Source organism: Tenacibaculum agarivorans (genome assembly GCF_001936575.1).
Lineage (GTDB): Bacteria > Bacteroidota > Bacteroidia > Flavobacteriales > Flavobacteriaceae > Polaribacter > Polaribacter agarivorans.
In genome coordinates this window covers 27,955-44,000 of sequence record NZ_MSMP01000006.1, presented here as the reverse complement: position 1 = coordinate 44,000, position 16,046 = coordinate 27,955, and the positions used below count along the sequence as shown (strand labels likewise).

Below are 16,046 nucleotides of genomic sequence, written 5' to 3'. Positions count from 1 at the left end.
ATGGGAAAACTAACTTCAAAACAGGTAAATGAGCTTGCTAATAACTTTTTAGCATTAGCACAATCGTTAGGTGATTACAGATATAAAAATTTTAATTCTTTAACTGAACTTCAGAATAAAAAGCTTCGTGAATCACATAAAAGAACTCTTGACTATTCTGACGATTTATATACGCTATCTGCCACTTTAGTAATGAATGATGCAGAAGAATCACTAGCAGCAATACATAAAATTACCAAAAAAATAAAAAAGACCTATAAATCTATAGATAATGTTCAAAACATCATAAACATTGCTACTGGTGTAGTCACATTAGGAGCTTCTATTTTTAGTTTAAATCCACAAGCTATTATCGATGCATTTGGGAATTTGAAAAAAGCCGTGGAGCAGGTGTAACAGCTACTGTAAAAATAAAATCAAAAACCTTGAAAAAATGAAAAAATATGACTGGAATAAATTTGTTCCGTGGTTTCTAACCATCTCGTGCACTTTAACACTTATAGTTATCGGAATATTTCTAATCAAAAATATTGAATGGTATAAAGGAAGCGTATTTGCTAAAGAAGTTAGTGAAATTCAACAACCAGAATACAGGTTCTACGCGTATCATCTGCATTTAAGTATGATAAAAAGATCTATTGGACTATTTTCTGGATTTGCTATTATGTTTCTCGGATTAGGTGTTGCTTTTTTTACATTAAAAAATAATTCAACTATTGATACTTCTGGTGCGGGATTTTCAGCAAAGATTGCAACCGCTTCACCTGGTATAATAGCATTATTAGTTGGTGCTTACTTAATTATTTCAACAATAGATAGTAAGGATAATTTTCCTAGTTATGAGAGAAAGGAAATAATAAAAAGTATTCTAGATAAGTCAAAGAAACCTAAAACTCCAACAGATATATAAACAACTTCAATATGAGACCAATACTAATGCTAATTCCGATACTTGGATTGACTTCCTTTGTAATGTTAGGCCAATCACAAATTAGTCAAGATAATTTAAAAACGACATGTGAAGTACTTTATCAATTGACAGACAAGGCAATTGATAATGATCGAAAGGACTTAATAGCTGTGTACTATAATGCCTATAAGGCAATTCGGCTAAACAATGAAATAACTGATGGCTGTGACCGATATTTTGATGAAATCAGAACAAATTATGGTAAAGATATTGGTAACTGGAACTTAGGACTAGATTTTCCTCCAAAGTATTTAAACTCAATAAAATCAAGAGGTTTTACACACAAAGAAATTGAAACTTTTACTAAATTCAAAGAATTAAACCTGACATTAGAAGACTTGGAGCAAGTTAAATTTTTCAAGGGAATACAAGAAAACACTGTTGATTTAAAACTACTAAAAACTACCAACACGCAAAATATAAAGCTACTAAATGATAATTTAAATAAGCTAAAAATAGAGACCATAGATTATTCAAAATTAAATCAACTTTCAAATCATAAACTTAATATTGAACAGTTTCAAAAAATAATAAACAAATAGCCTTTACAACAATAGATTAAAATCACACTAATATTGTTAAAGTAAGAAATAGTAGCGTTATCTGTTTGCATTAAAGAATACAATCTAAAAATTAAAAAAATAAGGTGTTTTTCCTTTTACACTCATTTCTATTATTCACGTACTTTATTCACTGATAAAGAATAGAGTAAATTCTATTTTTTAGTTTTATTATGACAAATAAACTCCCAAAGCAATTATACCTTTCTAAATAATACACATACTAAGCGCTCGAAAAATTCGGGCGTTTTACCCAACATCTATTCGCTTCTTTTTTCCATACCTTAAATACTATCAATCATGCGTTAATATGAGGTATTTATTCCCTTTTCCTGAATTTATATTATTGTTTTTAAGAACTTTAAGCAATTAATAACCAATCTTATAAACATATGGAAACTCCAACATTAGAAAAACCAGTAACCTCATTACATGCACATGCTCCAGTAGTAGAAAAATTGAAGCAATTACTTGAAGAGGATAAAAAAATGGCATTAGCTTTAGAAGCATCATTAATTGTAGCTGTTAAAAAAGCTAAAGCACAATTAAATTCAGATTTATACAATGCTATAAACAACGAATTTAAAGGAAATGGATGGCCAACAACCATTCCTGCTTATTTAGATTATTTGGATTTATACGTACGTATGGTTCCTAATGAAAGTAAAGATCCAGAATATCCAAATGCTTGGAAAAGTAACGGACAAAAAAATGGATACAATCAAAAAGTATACGATTTGCTATGTCAATCGTACTGGTTAATAGATCAAAAAATTCCAGAAACCAACGTAACCATGCAAAGTTTTGAAGCTTTTGCCAATTGGTTAGTTGACTTTGCTAAAGCTTGGGGTAGATTCTTAGACACACCTGCTTCTTTAACTAAAGAAAGTTTACATTCTTTTAAGTATGATAGAATGTATAATTTCCCGTTATATGCTAAAAACGAACAGTCTTGGAAAACATTCAATCAATTCTTCTTCAGAGAATTTAATGATGCTGATCCAGATACAGGAATTAGTCCATTACGTCCTATAACTGCTCCTGAAGATAATACCGTTGTGGTTTCTCCTGCGGATTGTACTTACAAACAATTTTATCCAATAGACAGCCAAGGAAATGTAATTGGTGTTGAAGGAAGTAAAAAACCTTTACGATTAAAAGGTACACACCCAATAGGAACTATTAGTGATTTGTTACAAGGTAGTCCATATGTAAATGACTTTAATAACGGAACTTTTGTACACTATTTCCTGAGTCCTTTTGATTACCACCGCTTTCACACTCCAGTAAGTGGAGAGGTTCTAGAAATTCGACCTATTCAAGGAAAAGTATACTTAAACGTAGACTTAAAGTCTGACGGACAATGGGATGCTCCAGATGGTGCAGAAGATGGGTATGAATTTACTCAAGCGAGAGGTTTAATTGTTATGGATGCTGGACCGGAAGTTGGTAAAGTAGCTATTTTACCAATTGGAATGTGTCAGGTTTCTGGAGTAAAAATGTATGAGAATTTACTTGGACAACAAGTGGTAAAAGGACAAGAATTTGGAAAGTTCCGATTTGGAGGTTCTGATATCATTATGTTATTCCAAAAAGATCCTAGAGATATTTATATGTATAAGTATAGTCCAAGTCAGGAACCAATTCACTTCCAATACGGACAAGCTTCTGTGTTGTTTAATAAGTAAAGTTTCTATTGAATACTTTTAAAATAGACAAAAAATATCTTTAAAATAACAAACGAGATCATTTCAACTTGAAAATGATCTCGTTTTACTTTATTTGATTTACCGTGAATATTATTTGAATACTTTCTACATGTAAATAAAAAATTGTACTTCAACTTTGCTCAGTAGAACTATCCCTAATGGTTTTCAATACATTGTTCATTCTCTAAAAATACTTAAACTGACATTTAGAATAAAAAAACGCCAAATACAAAATAGGTTAAAAGGAATTAAAATCATAAAGTAATCTATGCAAAATGGTGTTGATTATTGCTAGTGAATTATTTTTTGTTTAACAAAAGGTGTTTTTCCTTAAACACTTTTGTGTTTAATCAGTTTCTTTATCTAATCAAAATTAATATGTTTTTACTTCATACGGACGTATTAACAAAAAGAATATTAACCTTTAAATTCATATATTATGAAAAGCAGTTCAAATTTATTAAACTACATTTCTCATCTTATGCAAGATGATGATGCCCTCTACAAATTTACTATTGATCCTATTACTACCTCTGAACAAGAGCATGGGTTAACCAAAGCAGAACGTGCAGTTTTACGTAGAACAGTTCACGGATTAAGCAATAATTCTTTAAATGGATATTCCATAGTTAGAAATTTAGATTCTTACCGAAGGTCATTGAGATTATTACAAAACGTATTAAGTAATGTTGGAACTAAAATGATTATGGACCATAGCGCTTTGGAAAAAGAAAAAAAACTAATAGATGTAAGCAGTCAGTACATTGGTGTAACTGTATATGTTCCCCAATCTGCCTTTAATGGAACGTTAAACTACACAAAATTTACTAACCAACAAGTGGGTAATCCATACTACGCACCAGCTTATTTTCAAATTCCAGCTACTTCTACCATGACTATTAAAGCTGTTTTAGATCAGCTAAATACAACAAATGAGCTTCCATATGCAACTATAGAAAATAGTAGTGGTGAATTACTTGTTAATGGATTTAATCCTTACACGTATTTTGAAGATTATCTGATTGCCGATTTAACACAGTACAACTTAACGGATGATTATGCTTTTTGGTTTTATTCAATTAACGGAAAAGCAGGGCCTAATAATTCAGGTATGATTGGACAATCTTTTGCTAATTTCAATGTAAGCCCAGGAGATACAATTGTATGGCAATTAATTGCACCTGATGCTCAATACGGTTTTCAACCTTGCGCTCCTCATGAGGATAATGTTTATGCTAAAACTATCAAACAATAACATGATTATATTATCAGTAATATAAATCACAAAGCGTTCACCTCAGTTCTATAGAAAGGGGGTGAATGCTAATCTAGTATTGGCATATGGATTATTAAAATAATACCTCATTTTCACTTTTGAAGTGAAGTAATACATTAATTTTAGGTTCACTAATTTTAAAACCGAAAACCAGCAAACCTAAAACTCTATAAAACTTTATTAATTACTAAAAGAAGGGATAATTTTTTGAGGAATGTTAAGCACTTTATCATCCGAGCCTTCTGCAAAATTACTAAGCGAATACGTATTTGCTTTAGACCAGTCACACTCTACTCTACCATCACCCAATACTATATTCCCTAATTTATTTCTAAACCAAATTGCTAACTCTTTATAGGCTGGATCGTAAGCTACATTATTTCGTTCTAGTGGATCTGTTCGTAAGTCATATAATGCCAATTCTGCATCTTCCAAAGAACATTCTAATCCCCATCTTACATTTTTATTCAACACAGGTTCATTCATTGGACGACTTCGCATTGAAAAAGCAAAATCATTAGAACGTAAATATGCCCTTGGTCCAACCACAACTTTAGTTTCTCCTAATGTATAAGCTTTTTGTTCTTTCTCTGTAAAAAATAGATTAGATAAGCTCATTCCATCTAAATACTCATATTTCTCATTACTAACATCAATTCCTGATGCAGAAAGAATAGTAGGCGCAATATCTACATATTCTATCAACTGCTTTTTCACTTTACCTTGAGGAACCTTAGTTTTATCGGAAGAAGCAATAATAATAGCTCCATTTGTAGATTGTTGCCATGGACTAAATTTAGCTTCAATACCTTGTTCTCCTAAATGCCAACCATGATCTCCTACAGTAAAAACAATTACATACTCTTGATTGTTCTTTTTACAGTATTCTTTAAATGTTGTAATCGCTTCACCTATCAATTCATCACCATGAGCACAAAACGCATAATAATCTTGAATTGCTTGTTGAATTTCTTTATCCGTCATATTCGTCATGTTCATATCATCATGCATTTTTTTCAATTGCGGAGGTAGTTTTTCATACTCTTCTTTATCAAAATTAGGCACAGTATATTTGATTTTCTTGAAAATATCACGATACTTTTTAGGTGGTAGAACAGGCGTATGCGGTAAATGAAAAGCCAAATTAATTAGCTGTGGTTTTGTTGAATTTGCTCCTTTCTCTTTTTTACCCCAAGAAGTAGTGAATTCAGCATCTTGATTATTCAAATACAGTTGAAATTCATCAACTATTTTTGCATCTATCGTTTGGTTTGCAGGCATTGGATTTTCGCCTCCAATAATTAGATTTGGATTGGAACGTGTATATGATCTTAGAATCTCAAATTCCTTTTCAATCTCTTTTTTCTTTTTAATATCTTCTGTACTGATTTCGCCAGAACGCTTGTGAACATAATATTTTTCAATACGACCATCTGGACGTTTTACATTCTCTTGTGTACCTTGATACACCACTTTATCATTTATGATTTCATATGGATTATGTCCCCATAAATCTCCTACATTGTTTTTTTGTAAACTATGTTTAAAGTGGACGATATATTCATAATGTTCTGCATTGTGAAAACCTTGTCCAGGCCCCCATTTGTAGATGTATTCTCCTGTTTTCCCAAATTGAGCTGTTTGGTAACCTGTTTTTTGTAAAACTTGTGGAAATGAAGGGCGAACAAAATCTGGATTTTGATGTGTCAAATCAAATGCAAAATGTCCGGTTCTAAAAGGGTAACGTCCACTAATCATTGATCCTCTAGAAGGACCACATACAGGCGCATTACAATATGCATTAGTGAATAAAACTCCTTCATCAGCTAATCGATCAATATTAGGAGAAGATACGAAGCCTAGTGGACTTTCTTTTTTATCATATACTGCTTCATTATAACACGCTAAAGCGTCGGGTCTATGATCGTCAGTAATGATCCACAAAATATTAGGTTGTGTTCTTTTGGATTGGAGATTTGTCTTGGTTTTTACGATAAAGCCGGACATAAAAAGTAGTAGTACCAATGAGAAAGATAACAGTACATACCGTTTCCTTCGTTTAATTAATTTTGTAATCATTTGTTTGTAAGGTGTTTGGTTTGGTGTTTGTTGTACTATGTAGAAACATAGAAATGCTTTAAAATAGTTTTAAAACGACTCTGAATATATATTATTCCACACAAGGCTTGTGTTAAGTACAACTTGACAAAAACTGTACACTACCCACTTCTTAACAGAAGTAAAGCATTTATAGTAAAGAAAATACAGCCTTAACCTAGTTAAAATTTGCATCTTTCAAGTGCATCTATATGCAATAAGTAAGAAGTTATTTTTTGCTGTCTTTAACTAAACACAGATACCAACTTAAAACAATACTTTATTGATAATTGATCATTGTTCCCTGATCATTGAATACTACTACCTTTCCATTTTCATTGATAGTTCAAACCAACGTTCTTCTTTGGTTTCTAAGTCTTCTATGATTTGTTGCAATTCAACAGACTTATCATTAATATCTTCAGGAGCAATATTACCATTAGCAAATTGTTCTTCTATAGCTTCTTTCTTTTTTTGGAGTTTTTCAATATCAATTTCTAAAACACCAAACTCACGTTTTTCATTATAACTTAACTTTCCTTTTTGAGGTGTTTTTTCTTGCTTTACAACCTCTTTTTTCTCAGCTTTAGGTTCTGGCGTTTTAGAATCTTCATAAGCTCTAAAATCAGAGTAATTCCCAGGAAAGTTTTCCACCACACCTTGGCCTCGAAATACAAATAATGAATCCACAATTTTATCCATAAAATAACGGTCGTGCGATACTACCATTAAATTTCCAGGATAATCCAATAAGAAGTTCTCTAATACATTTAGTGTAACTACATCCAAATCATTAGTAGGCTCATCTAAAATCAAAAAATTTGGATTCTGAATTAATACCGCACATAAGTACAAACGTTTCTGCTCTCCTCCACTCAATTTTTCTACAAAATCGTATTGCTTTTTTCGGTCGAATAAAAAACGTTCTAATAATTGTGCCGCAGAAATTCTTCTTCCTTTGGTTAATGGAATTTCTTCTCCGAATTCTTTTATCACTTCAATTACCTTCTGCCCTTCTTTAATTACAATTCCTTTTTGGGTATAGTAACCAAATTTTACCGTCTCTCCTACTACAATCTTTCCTCCATCTAATGGGAGTTGTTTGGTCAATAGATTTAAGAACGACGATTTCCCTGTTCCATTTTTTCCAATAATTCCAATGCGTTCTCCTTTTTTAAACACATAATCGAAACCGTCTAAAATTACTTTATCATCAAACGCTTTTTTCAGTTTGTGTAATTCCACAATCTTACTTCCTAAACGTTCCATGTTAATTTCTAACTGTACCTCATGTTCTTTTCTTCGTTGATGTGCTTTTTGTTTGATTTCGAAGAAATCATCGATTCGAGATTTTGATTTGGTAGTACGTGCTTTGGGCTGACGACGCATCCAATCCAATTCTTTTTTATATAAACTCTTCGCTTTACTGAGATTGGTAGCTTCTAGAGCTTTTCGTTCTTCTTTATTTTGGAGGTAATACGAATAGTTTCCTTTGTATTTATAGAGTTGACCATTATCCAACTCAATAATTTCATTACACACACGCTCTAAAAAATAACGATCGTGTGTTACCATAAATAAAGTGATCTTTTCTCTCGCAAAAAAAGCTTCTAACCACTCAATCATCTCTAAATCTAAATGGTTGGTTGGCTCATCTAAAATTAATAAATCTGGTTTGTTAATTAAGATAATTGCTAACGCTAAACGCTTACGTTGACCTCCAGAAAGTGTAGCTACTTTTTGTTGTAAGTTATCCAGTTTTAACTTGGATAAAATTTGCTTGTATTGTGTTTCAAAATCCCATGCATTGTGCTGATCCATCAAATCAAACGCTGTTTGATAAGCTTCGGTATCATCTGGATTTTGTAAAGCTTGTTCGTACTGCTGAACAATAGGAAGAATTTTGTTTTCTGTTGCAAAAATGGTTTCTTCTATGGTTTTATCCACATCAAAATCATGATCTTGAGATAAATAAGCAATATGTATTCCTTTTCTGCTCACCACCTGGCCAGAGTCTGGCGTATCTTTTCCTGCAACTATATTTAAAATAGAGGTTTTACCACTACCGTTTTTTGCCACAAAGGCTATCTTTTGATCTTTATTGATTCCAAAGGATAAGTCCTCAAATAAAACGCGCTCTCCATATGCCTTTGAAATGTTTTCTACAGTAAGGTAATTCATTTGTGTGATACTATTTCTTGTTATCGCAAATGTACTAATTTTAACAGGCTCTAATATTTGCTTTTTCAATAAAGAACATAAAAAAAAGTCCAAGCAATGCTTGGACTTTAAACTAAGAATTATCTAAAGTTATATATTATTCCTTAACTAATTTAGTCATAAACGATTTTTGACCATCATTTACTTCTAAAATATAAATACCTAAGGTTAAATTAGACACATTAATTTGTTGAGAAGCATCTAAACTTCCTGACTGTACTGTTTGTCCAACTGTATTTATAATTTTATACGATGCTAAACTTGCATCTACATTTGTTAATCTTACCTCAACAAAAGTATCTGCAGGATTAGGGAATGCTGCAAAAGTTTGCGCTGTTTCATTTCCTAATGCTCTAGCTGCATCTGCATCTACTCTAGAAGAACCTCCTGTCGTTGTAATATTAACGGTATAATCTTCTACTTCACCATCAGCAAAAGTTTCACAAGGTGTTTGTTCCGCATTATACTTCATAGATACACGCATTCTTGTACGTCCTAATCTTGCACTTGAAGGAACATTTACTGTAGCTGATAGGTTATTTGCACTTGAAGATGATCCAAATACAACTCTTTCACTTCCTTCAAAAGTACCATTTTGGTTAAAATCAATCCAAACAGACCAAAATTCTGTATACGCTTGACCTGAAAAACCTGCACTAACAATCATACTACTAGAAGCTCCTCTTTGTAATGTACCTACCTGAGATGTAAAATCTCCATAACCTCCATTAGAAGCTGTTCTATTTCTGATTCCTCCTAATTCAACATTATCAATCCATTCGAATGAAGAACGGTTTCCTTTAGACCCACAATATGTAACTGGCGTTGGATCTGTTGTAGAACCTCCACCTGTTTCTGTCTTATCAGATAATGCTAATGTACGTCTAGCTCCACCAGCTTCTAAAAAAGAACGCATCACATTTTTTTGACCTTGAGTAAATAAGTTCATACAAGAATCATCTGAATAATCCATATAATTTTGTACCATATCTTCAGACCCACAAGAGGTGTGCCCTGCTGAACATCCGTAGTTTGGAGCATCAGATTCTGGAGTATCAGAAATTCCATCATCTACACCACAAGCACCGTCACCCCAAATATGACGTAAACCAAAATAATGTCCAACCTCATGTGTTGTTGTTCTTCCTCCATCAAATGGTGCTCTAGCTGTGCCTGTTGTTCCAAAATATTGATCAGACATTACAACACCATCGGTTGAAGCGTCTGTATCCCAAGGAAACTGAGCAAAACCTAAGATAGTAGCTGTACCTGTTGGCGTATTTCTTATTAAATTATCTACAATCCACATGTTTAAATACTCAGCAGTATTCCATGGATTCACTCCTCCTTCAGAAGATTTTTTTAGATCATCTCCATCTCCTAAAGATAAGTTCCAAGTAGATTTACTTACCCTTTTTCTAGTAATTCCAGAAGTAGGATTACCATTAGGATCTACTTTTGCCAAGTAAAACTCTATTTGAGAATCTGCTGCTTGACTCCATTTGTTTGTTCTATCTGAGTTAGTTCTTCTAAAATCTGCATTTAATACATCTAATTGAGATTGTATTTGTGCAGTACTGATATTATTAGTTGAATTAGTATGTAAAACGTGTACTACAACTGGAATTTGAATTACATTCCCTACTATTTTACCTTGTAGGTTTTTCATCTTTAAAGCTCTTTTCTGAGCATTTGCTTCCATGTCTATCATTCGTTGTTTAATGCTAGGGTCTTTTTGGATACTTTCTTCTAAAAGTTCCATCACATTACAATCACGTTTTACTTGGGTTGGTTTTTGCTGTGCAAGCATAGAAATACTAAGGAAAATCCCCAGTATTACAGGAGTAATTCTGTTTTTCATGGTTTAAGGGTTTATTAGTAAAAATAAAACTAAACAGGAAAGTTTGAATTGAATTCAGATTTGGGAGTTTGAAAACTTACAATACAACTTCCTTTTTAATTATGGTTGGCGAATCTAATTTTTTATTGAAAAATACACAAGAAAAAAAGATAAAAACTGAATATTTTTTGCCAAAAACTCTTAAAAACATAAATATAATTCATCAAAAAAACCCAAGCGTTGCGCTTGGGTTTAGGTATTGGTTGTTAAATAATAATATTTGAAGGGTTTTTATCTCGTAACCAATATTTTAGTTGTAAATACTTTTTGTCCGTCAGTAGTTTCTAGAATATACATTCCCGAGTTTAATGTAGATACATTTATTCTTGAACTTTCTAGTTTTCCACTTAACACTGTTTGACCAATAGTATTTGTGATACTATAAGATCTTAACGCATTTAATCCGTCTCTAGTGTTTCCTGCGTTTATTAACTGTACAAAGTCTGTTGCTGGATTTGGATATGCACCAAATACAGTTGATTTTTCAGTTCCTAAAGGATCAGCATCGCCAGTAGCAAATGTTGTGAATAAGTTAGTAGTAGACGCAGTAATATTAATTGTATAGTCTTCTACTTCACCATCTGCAAAGTTCTCACAAGCTGTTTGTGCAGCATTATATTTCATAGATACACGCATTCTTGTTTGACCTAAAGTAGCATTAGCAGGTACATCTACTGTCGCAGATAAGTTATTTGCACTAGAAGAAGATCCAGAAACTACTTGTTCGCTACTTTCGAAAGTTCCATTTTGGTTGAAATCTATCCAAACTGACCAGAACTCAGTATAAGCTTGACCGCTAAATCCTGCACTTACAATCATACTATTAGAGCTACCTCTTGCTAAAGTTCCTACTTGAGACGTAAAGTCAGAATAACCACTTCCTGCACCAGTTGCATTTGTGATTCCTCCTAGTTCAACATTATCAATCCATTCAAATTGAGTTCTGTTTCCACTAGAAGCACAATACGTAACACTGCTTCCTAATGTAGTAAAGCTTACTGTACCTGCAGCTGAAGCATTTCCTGCAGCATCATTTGCTCTAACTGAAATAGTATATGATGTATTTGTAGTTAATCCTGTAAGATTTGCTGAAGTACCAGTAACTGTTCCTATACTTGTAGAACCTTGGAATACTTCATATCCTGTTACTCCAACGTTATCTATTGAAGCAGACCAGCTAACTGTAGCTGTAGTTTGTGTAATGCTAGATGCTTGAACATTAGATGGTGCAGTAGGCGCTTGTGTATCTGGTGTAGAACCTCCACTTGTACTAACTGCTAAATTATCGATAGCGATATCACTAGACCAGCTTGTTCCTGTAGTACCTACAAAACGTAATTTAAGCTCGCTTTGTCCTAAGTAAGCACTTAAATTTACAGATACATCATTCCATTGATTTCCTTGGTTTCCTGATTGTGACCATAAACTAGTCCAATTTGTACCATCAGTTGAAGCTTCAACTGCTAAAGATCCTACACTTGTACCAAACATATGGTTGCTAAATGAGAATGTAGCTGAAGATGCAGACGATAAATCTAAACATGGACTTTGTAAAATTGCAGTTGCGTTATTTCCTATTTGACCTGCACTACTATTTGTAGAAGCCTCTAAGAACATGTAGAAAGATCCATCAGCACCAGCACTTGGTCCTGTTCCTGAAGAAGGTGTTCCGTTAGCATCTCTTACCCAGTTACCATCATCTCCTGTAACTTGAGTCCATCCATCATTAGACTCAAAACTTTCTCCATATGGGAAAGAATTAATAGTACTTGTACATGTAACTGGGTCTGGAGGTGTTCCAGATCCTGCAACTCCTGTAACGATTAGAGAAAAAGCTTGGCTTCCTCCTGTTAATGATCCTTTGTGTGTAACTGTAATTGTATATGTTCCTGATGCATTAGCTACATCTACTCTTTCAAATGGATCTACATTATTATCTCTCTTAGCACTAGTTGTTGGACCAGTTAATTCATATGGTAAAAATTGTGAACTTCCTTTAGATACTCTAATATCTAAATCATTTACTAAAACTGGAGTAGTAGAATTTACTGTAGTTACAGCAGTACCTGGTCTATCTGTCCAAGAAATAGAAGCTAATAATGGACTTACTCCATCAGAATCTACAGTAACCGTATATGTTTGACCTGCATTTAATGTTAACTCTTCAACTTTTGATTTGTTTCCATTTTCAGTAATCGTTTCTGCAGCTCTCTTAGCATTTAATAATCCCCATCCAAAAACAGCATCAGGACCAGAAGCTCCAGCATCATCAGCAGTGTGTAATGCTAAACCTTTTAAAGTAGCCGATCTCATGAAGTTTCCATTAATATTATTATAGTGCTGTTGTAATAATAACATAGAACCTGCTACGTTTGGAGATGCCATAGACGTACCAGTAATAGAATTATATGCTGTATTACTGTTGTGATATGTAGAATATACTCCTGTACCATTACCAGTAATATCTGGTTTAATACGGAAATCATCTGTTGGACCTTCACTACTTGAACTGTTTATTGAAACAGAATTTAAAGTACCATTGCTACTTACATTCGCATCTTGAGCATTTGCTACAACTAAGTTGTTTTTTGAAACTGAATGTCCAGTTAACTTATCCCATCCAGAACCTCCAGTTGGATTATTATTTGCAGTATTATCATTTCCATCGTTACCTGCAGCTACTACCATTAAATAGTTTGGTGCATTAAACATGATTTGATCCCAATCTCTAGAGTTATCAATATAACCTCCAAAGAAGTATTGTGGTATTTGTACTTGTCCAAACTGATCTCTAGCAGCAAAACCGTAAGAGTGGTTAGACACTAACATTCCGTTTGCCGCAGCTGCAGCTGCCTCAGAAGTATCATTATCCCAAAAATATCCAACAGCACTTGCATGAGGTGCCATCCCTTTAGCATCTGCTTGAACTCCAGAAGCTATGATAGTACCCGTTACGTGAGCAGCGTGGAAATTTAAGCTTGTGCTTCCGTCCCCTACAGAAAAACGGTTATTACCACCAGCTCCGTCATACTCTTGGTGAGAGGCTCTTGCGATACCTCCATCCCAAACGTGAGCTGTCATTCCTTGTCCCATTAAGTTTAATCCTAATGAACCTCCAGCATTTAAGTGGTTAGTTCTAGTAGATCTTGCAGCATCTACATTAAAAGTAGTATAGTAAATAGGATTTCCGTTTACTACTCTTTGTAATTGCATAAATCTACCATCTTTAGTAGTAATCTCAGTTTCCCATCCTTTTTGTTTCGCAATTTTGTACGCTTGTTCTCTTTCTGAATTTTCTTTAGCCTCAATAGACTTTTCGATTTTTTGTAGTTTTCCTAAATCGTACTTGTTTTGAATTTGTTGAATTTGTTGATCACTTTGTGCATATAATTGTACGGAACCAACCGACAATGCAGCAGAAAGTAATAACTTTGCTGAAAAGTTTTTCATTTTTTGAAGGGTTTAAATGGTGCAGGCTTCTCTTAAATAAACTTAAAAGAAACCTTAAAGTTTTGTTAATAGTGCGCCAAATATAATTTTTTTTTGCAGAAATCAAAAAAATATTAAAAATTTCGACAAAAACAATTATTTTTTACCCCGTTTTTTTGATTTTTATTCACATATAGACAATATTTATGCTAAAAATTGAGAATCTTTCAATTTCTTTTTCAAAAAAAATAATAATTAATAATGTTTCGTTTGACCTTCCCTCTAACAAAATAATTTGTGTTGTTGGAGAAAGTGGAAGTGGTAAATCATTGACTTCCTTATCTATAATGGGGTTACTACCAAAAAACGCCATAGTCAACGGTAGCATTACTTTCAATAATAACAATTTATTAACGCTATCTGAGCATAAGTTTCAAAAAATAAGAGGTAGAGTCATATCGATGATTTTTCAAGAACCGATGAGTTCATTAAACCCAATTATGAGATGTGGAGAACAAGTCGCTGAAATTTTAAAAACACATACTGATTTATCTACACCTGAAATAAAAGAAGAAGTAATTTCTCTTTTCACTAAAGTCAAACTTCCAAATCCAGATCGTATATACAAAGCTTATCCTCATGAAATTAGTGGTGGTCAAAAACAACGTGTCATGATTGCCATGGCTATTGCTTGTAAACCCAAGTTATTAATTGCAGATGAACCAACAACAGCGCTAGATGTTACGGTTCAAAAGGAAATTATAAAACTTTTAAAAGAGTTACAGGTAGAAAATGAAATGAGTATATTATTTATTTCTCATGATTTAAGTTTAGTTGCTGAAATTGCAAATGAAATTGTGGTTCTTTACAAAGGAAATATTGTTGAAAAAGGAAATGCAGAAGCGATTTTTAAAAATCCTGAAAACGACTATACAAAAGCATTAATTAATGCTAAACCACAACAAAACATTCGTTTAAAAAAGCTACCTACAGTAACTGATTTTATTGATAAAACTCTAGATCATACTTTGTATACTGATCAAGATCGTGAAAAATTTCACACAAAAATTTACAATGCACCTCCACTACTTGAGGTGCAAAATATTGAAAAAGAATTTTTCTCTACTTCCTTTCTATTCGCTAAGAAAAATAAAGTAAAAGCTGTTAATAGTGTTTCTTTTAATGTCTACAAAGGGGAAACTGTTGGACTAGTAGGTGAATCTGGCTGCGGAAAAACGACATTAGTGAGAACCATTTTGCAACTTGAAAAAGCTACATCTGGTAATATAAAGTTTCAAGGTAAAGACATTACCAAGTTAACTCGAAGTGAATTAAAAAAACTGAGAAAAGAAATTCAAATTATATTTCAAGATCCCTATTCTTCTCTTAATCCAAGAATTACTATAGGTAAAGCTATTATGGAACCTATGAACGTTCACAACATCTTAAATTCTAAAGAAGAAAGAAAAAATTATGTGTTGGACTTACTAGAAAATGTTGGTTTAGAAAAAAATCATTTCAACAGATATCCTCATGAGTTCTCTGGAGGACAACGCCAACGAATAGGTATCGCCCGTGCTATAGCATTACAACCAAAATTAATTATTTGTGATGAATCTGTTTCAGCTTTAGATGTTTCTGTGCAAGCACAGATTTTAAACCTACTAAATGAATTAAAAAGTAATTATAAATTCACTTATATTTTTATATCTCATGATCTGTCTGTAGTTAAGTATATGTCTGATCAACTTATAGTTATGAACAAAGGAAGAATAGAAGAAATAGGAGACGCTGACAACATTTACAAAACACCTAAAACCGAATATACTAAAACACTTATTGACGCTATTCCTAAAGGAATTTAACTTTTTAAGGAAGGGAATAT

Annotated in this window: 10 protein-coding genes; 6 read left to right on the top strand and 4 right to left on the bottom strand. The window is 32.9% G+C overall.

Annotated elements, in window-relative coordinates; translation table 11 throughout:
- From BVC87_RS05950 to BVC87_RS05930, 5 genes are all read left to right on the top strand, one after another.
- Positions 1-396 carry a hypothetical protein gene (locus tag BVC87_RS05950; protein WP_075341442.1) on the top strand — a complete coding sequence of 132 codons (396 nt, stop codon included), beginning with the start codon at positions 1-3 and terminating at the stop codon, positions 394-396.
- 37 nt (positions 397-433) lie between these two features.
- Positions 434-910, top strand: coding sequence for a hypothetical protein (locus BVC87_RS05945; protein ID WP_075341441.1), 477 nt, complete (start codon positions 434-436; stop codon positions 908-910).
- An 11-nt stretch (positions 911-921) separates the two neighbouring features.
- On the top strand, positions 922-1,512 hold the full coding sequence (locus BVC87_RS05940; RefSeq protein ID WP_143569727.1) for a hypothetical protein: 591 nt from the start codon (positions 922-924) through the stop codon (positions 1,510-1,512).
- Positions 1,513-1,922: 410 nt separating this feature from the next.
- On the top strand, positions 1,923-3,218 hold the full coding sequence (locus tag BVC87_RS05935) for a phosphatidylserine decarboxylase (RefSeq protein ID WP_075341439.1): 1,296 nt from the start codon (positions 1,923-1,925) through the stop codon (positions 3,216-3,218).
- A 460-nt stretch (positions 3,219-3,678) separates the two neighbouring features.
- Positions 3,679-4,494 carry a hypothetical protein gene (locus BVC87_RS05930; protein WP_143569726.1) on the top strand — a complete coding sequence of 272 codons (816 nt, stop codon included), beginning with the start codon at positions 3,679-3,681 and terminating at the stop codon, positions 4,492-4,494.
- Positions 4,495-4,695: 201 nt separating this feature from the next.
- Here BVC87_RS05930 and BVC87_RS05925 read toward each other — a convergent pair whose 3' ends face one another.
- From BVC87_RS05925 to BVC87_RS05910, 4 genes are all read right to left on the bottom strand, one after another.
- Positions 4,696-6,522, bottom strand: coding sequence for a sulfatase-like hydrolase/transferase (locus tag BVC87_RS05925; RefSeq protein WP_075341437.1), 1,827 nt, complete (start codon positions 6,520-6,522; stop codon positions 4,696-4,698).
- 411 nt (positions 6,523-6,933) lie between these two features.
- Entirely contained in the window at positions 6,934-8,793 is a 1,860-nt protein-coding gene (locus BVC87_RS05920; RefSeq protein ID WP_075341558.1) for an ABC-F family ATP-binding cassette domain-containing protein, read from the bottom strand.
- 136 nt (positions 8,794-8,929) lie between these two features.
- Positions 8,930-10,693, bottom strand: coding sequence for a GEVED domain-containing protein (locus tag BVC87_RS23360; RefSeq protein ID WP_075341436.1), 1,764 nt, complete (start codon positions 10,691-10,693; stop codon positions 8,930-8,932).
- A gap of 270 nt (positions 10,694-10,963) precedes the next feature.
- Positions 10,964-14,182, bottom strand: coding sequence for a S8 family serine peptidase (locus BVC87_RS05910; protein ID WP_083629308.1), 3,219 nt, complete (start codon positions 14,180-14,182; stop codon positions 10,964-10,966).
- A 185-nt stretch (positions 14,183-14,367) separates the two neighbouring features.
- On the opposite strand from BVC87_RS05910, the gene BVC87_RS05905 reads away from it, so the two are divergent.
- Positions 14,368-16,026, top strand: a complete 1,659-nt coding sequence (locus tag BVC87_RS05905) for an ABC transporter ATP-binding protein (protein WP_075341435.1) — start codon at positions 14,368-14,370, stop codon at positions 16,024-16,026.
- The last annotated feature ends 20 nt before the right edge of the window (positions 16,027-16,046 follow it).

What these genes read in the sequence shown, in the direction of transcription:
- BVC87_RS05950 (WP_075341442.1), top strand. Translation starts at nt 1, where the DNA reads ATGGGAAAACTAACTTCAAAACAGGTAAATGAGCTTGCTAATAACTTT.
- BVC87_RS05945 (WP_075341441.1), top strand. Translation starts at nt 434, where the DNA reads ATGAAAAAATATGACTGGAATAAATTTGTTCCGTGGTTTCTAACCATC.
- BVC87_RS05940 (WP_143569727.1), top strand. Translation starts at nt 922, where the DNA reads ATGAGACCAATACTAATGCTAATTCCGATACTTGGATTGACTTCCTTT.
- BVC87_RS05935 (WP_075341439.1), top strand. Translation starts at nt 1,923, where the DNA reads ATGGAAACTCCAACATTAGAAAAACCAGTAACCTCATTACATGCACAT.
- BVC87_RS05930 (WP_143569726.1), top strand. Translation starts at nt 3,679, where the DNA reads ATGAAAAGCAGTTCAAATTTATTAAACTACATTTCTCATCTTATGCAA.
- BVC87_RS05925 (WP_075341437.1), bottom strand. Translation starts at nt 6,522, where the DNA reads ATGTCCGGCTTTATCGTAAAAACCAAGACAAATCTCCAATCCAAAAGA.
- BVC87_RS05920 (WP_075341558.1), bottom strand. Translation starts at nt 8,793, where the DNA reads ATGAATTACCTTACTGTAGAAAACATTTCAAAGGCATATGGAGAGCGC.
- BVC87_RS23360 (WP_075341436.1), bottom strand. Translation starts at nt 10,693, where the DNA reads ATGAAAAACAGAATTACTCCTGTAATACTGGGGATTTTCCTTAGTATT.
- BVC87_RS05910 (WP_083629308.1), bottom strand. Translation starts at nt 14,182, where the DNA reads ATGAAAAACTTTTCAGCAAAGTTATTACTTTCTGCTGCATTGTCGGTT.
- BVC87_RS05905 (WP_075341435.1), top strand. Translation starts at nt 14,368, where the DNA reads ATGCTAAAAATTGAGAATCTTTCAATTTCTTTTTCAAAAAAAATAATA.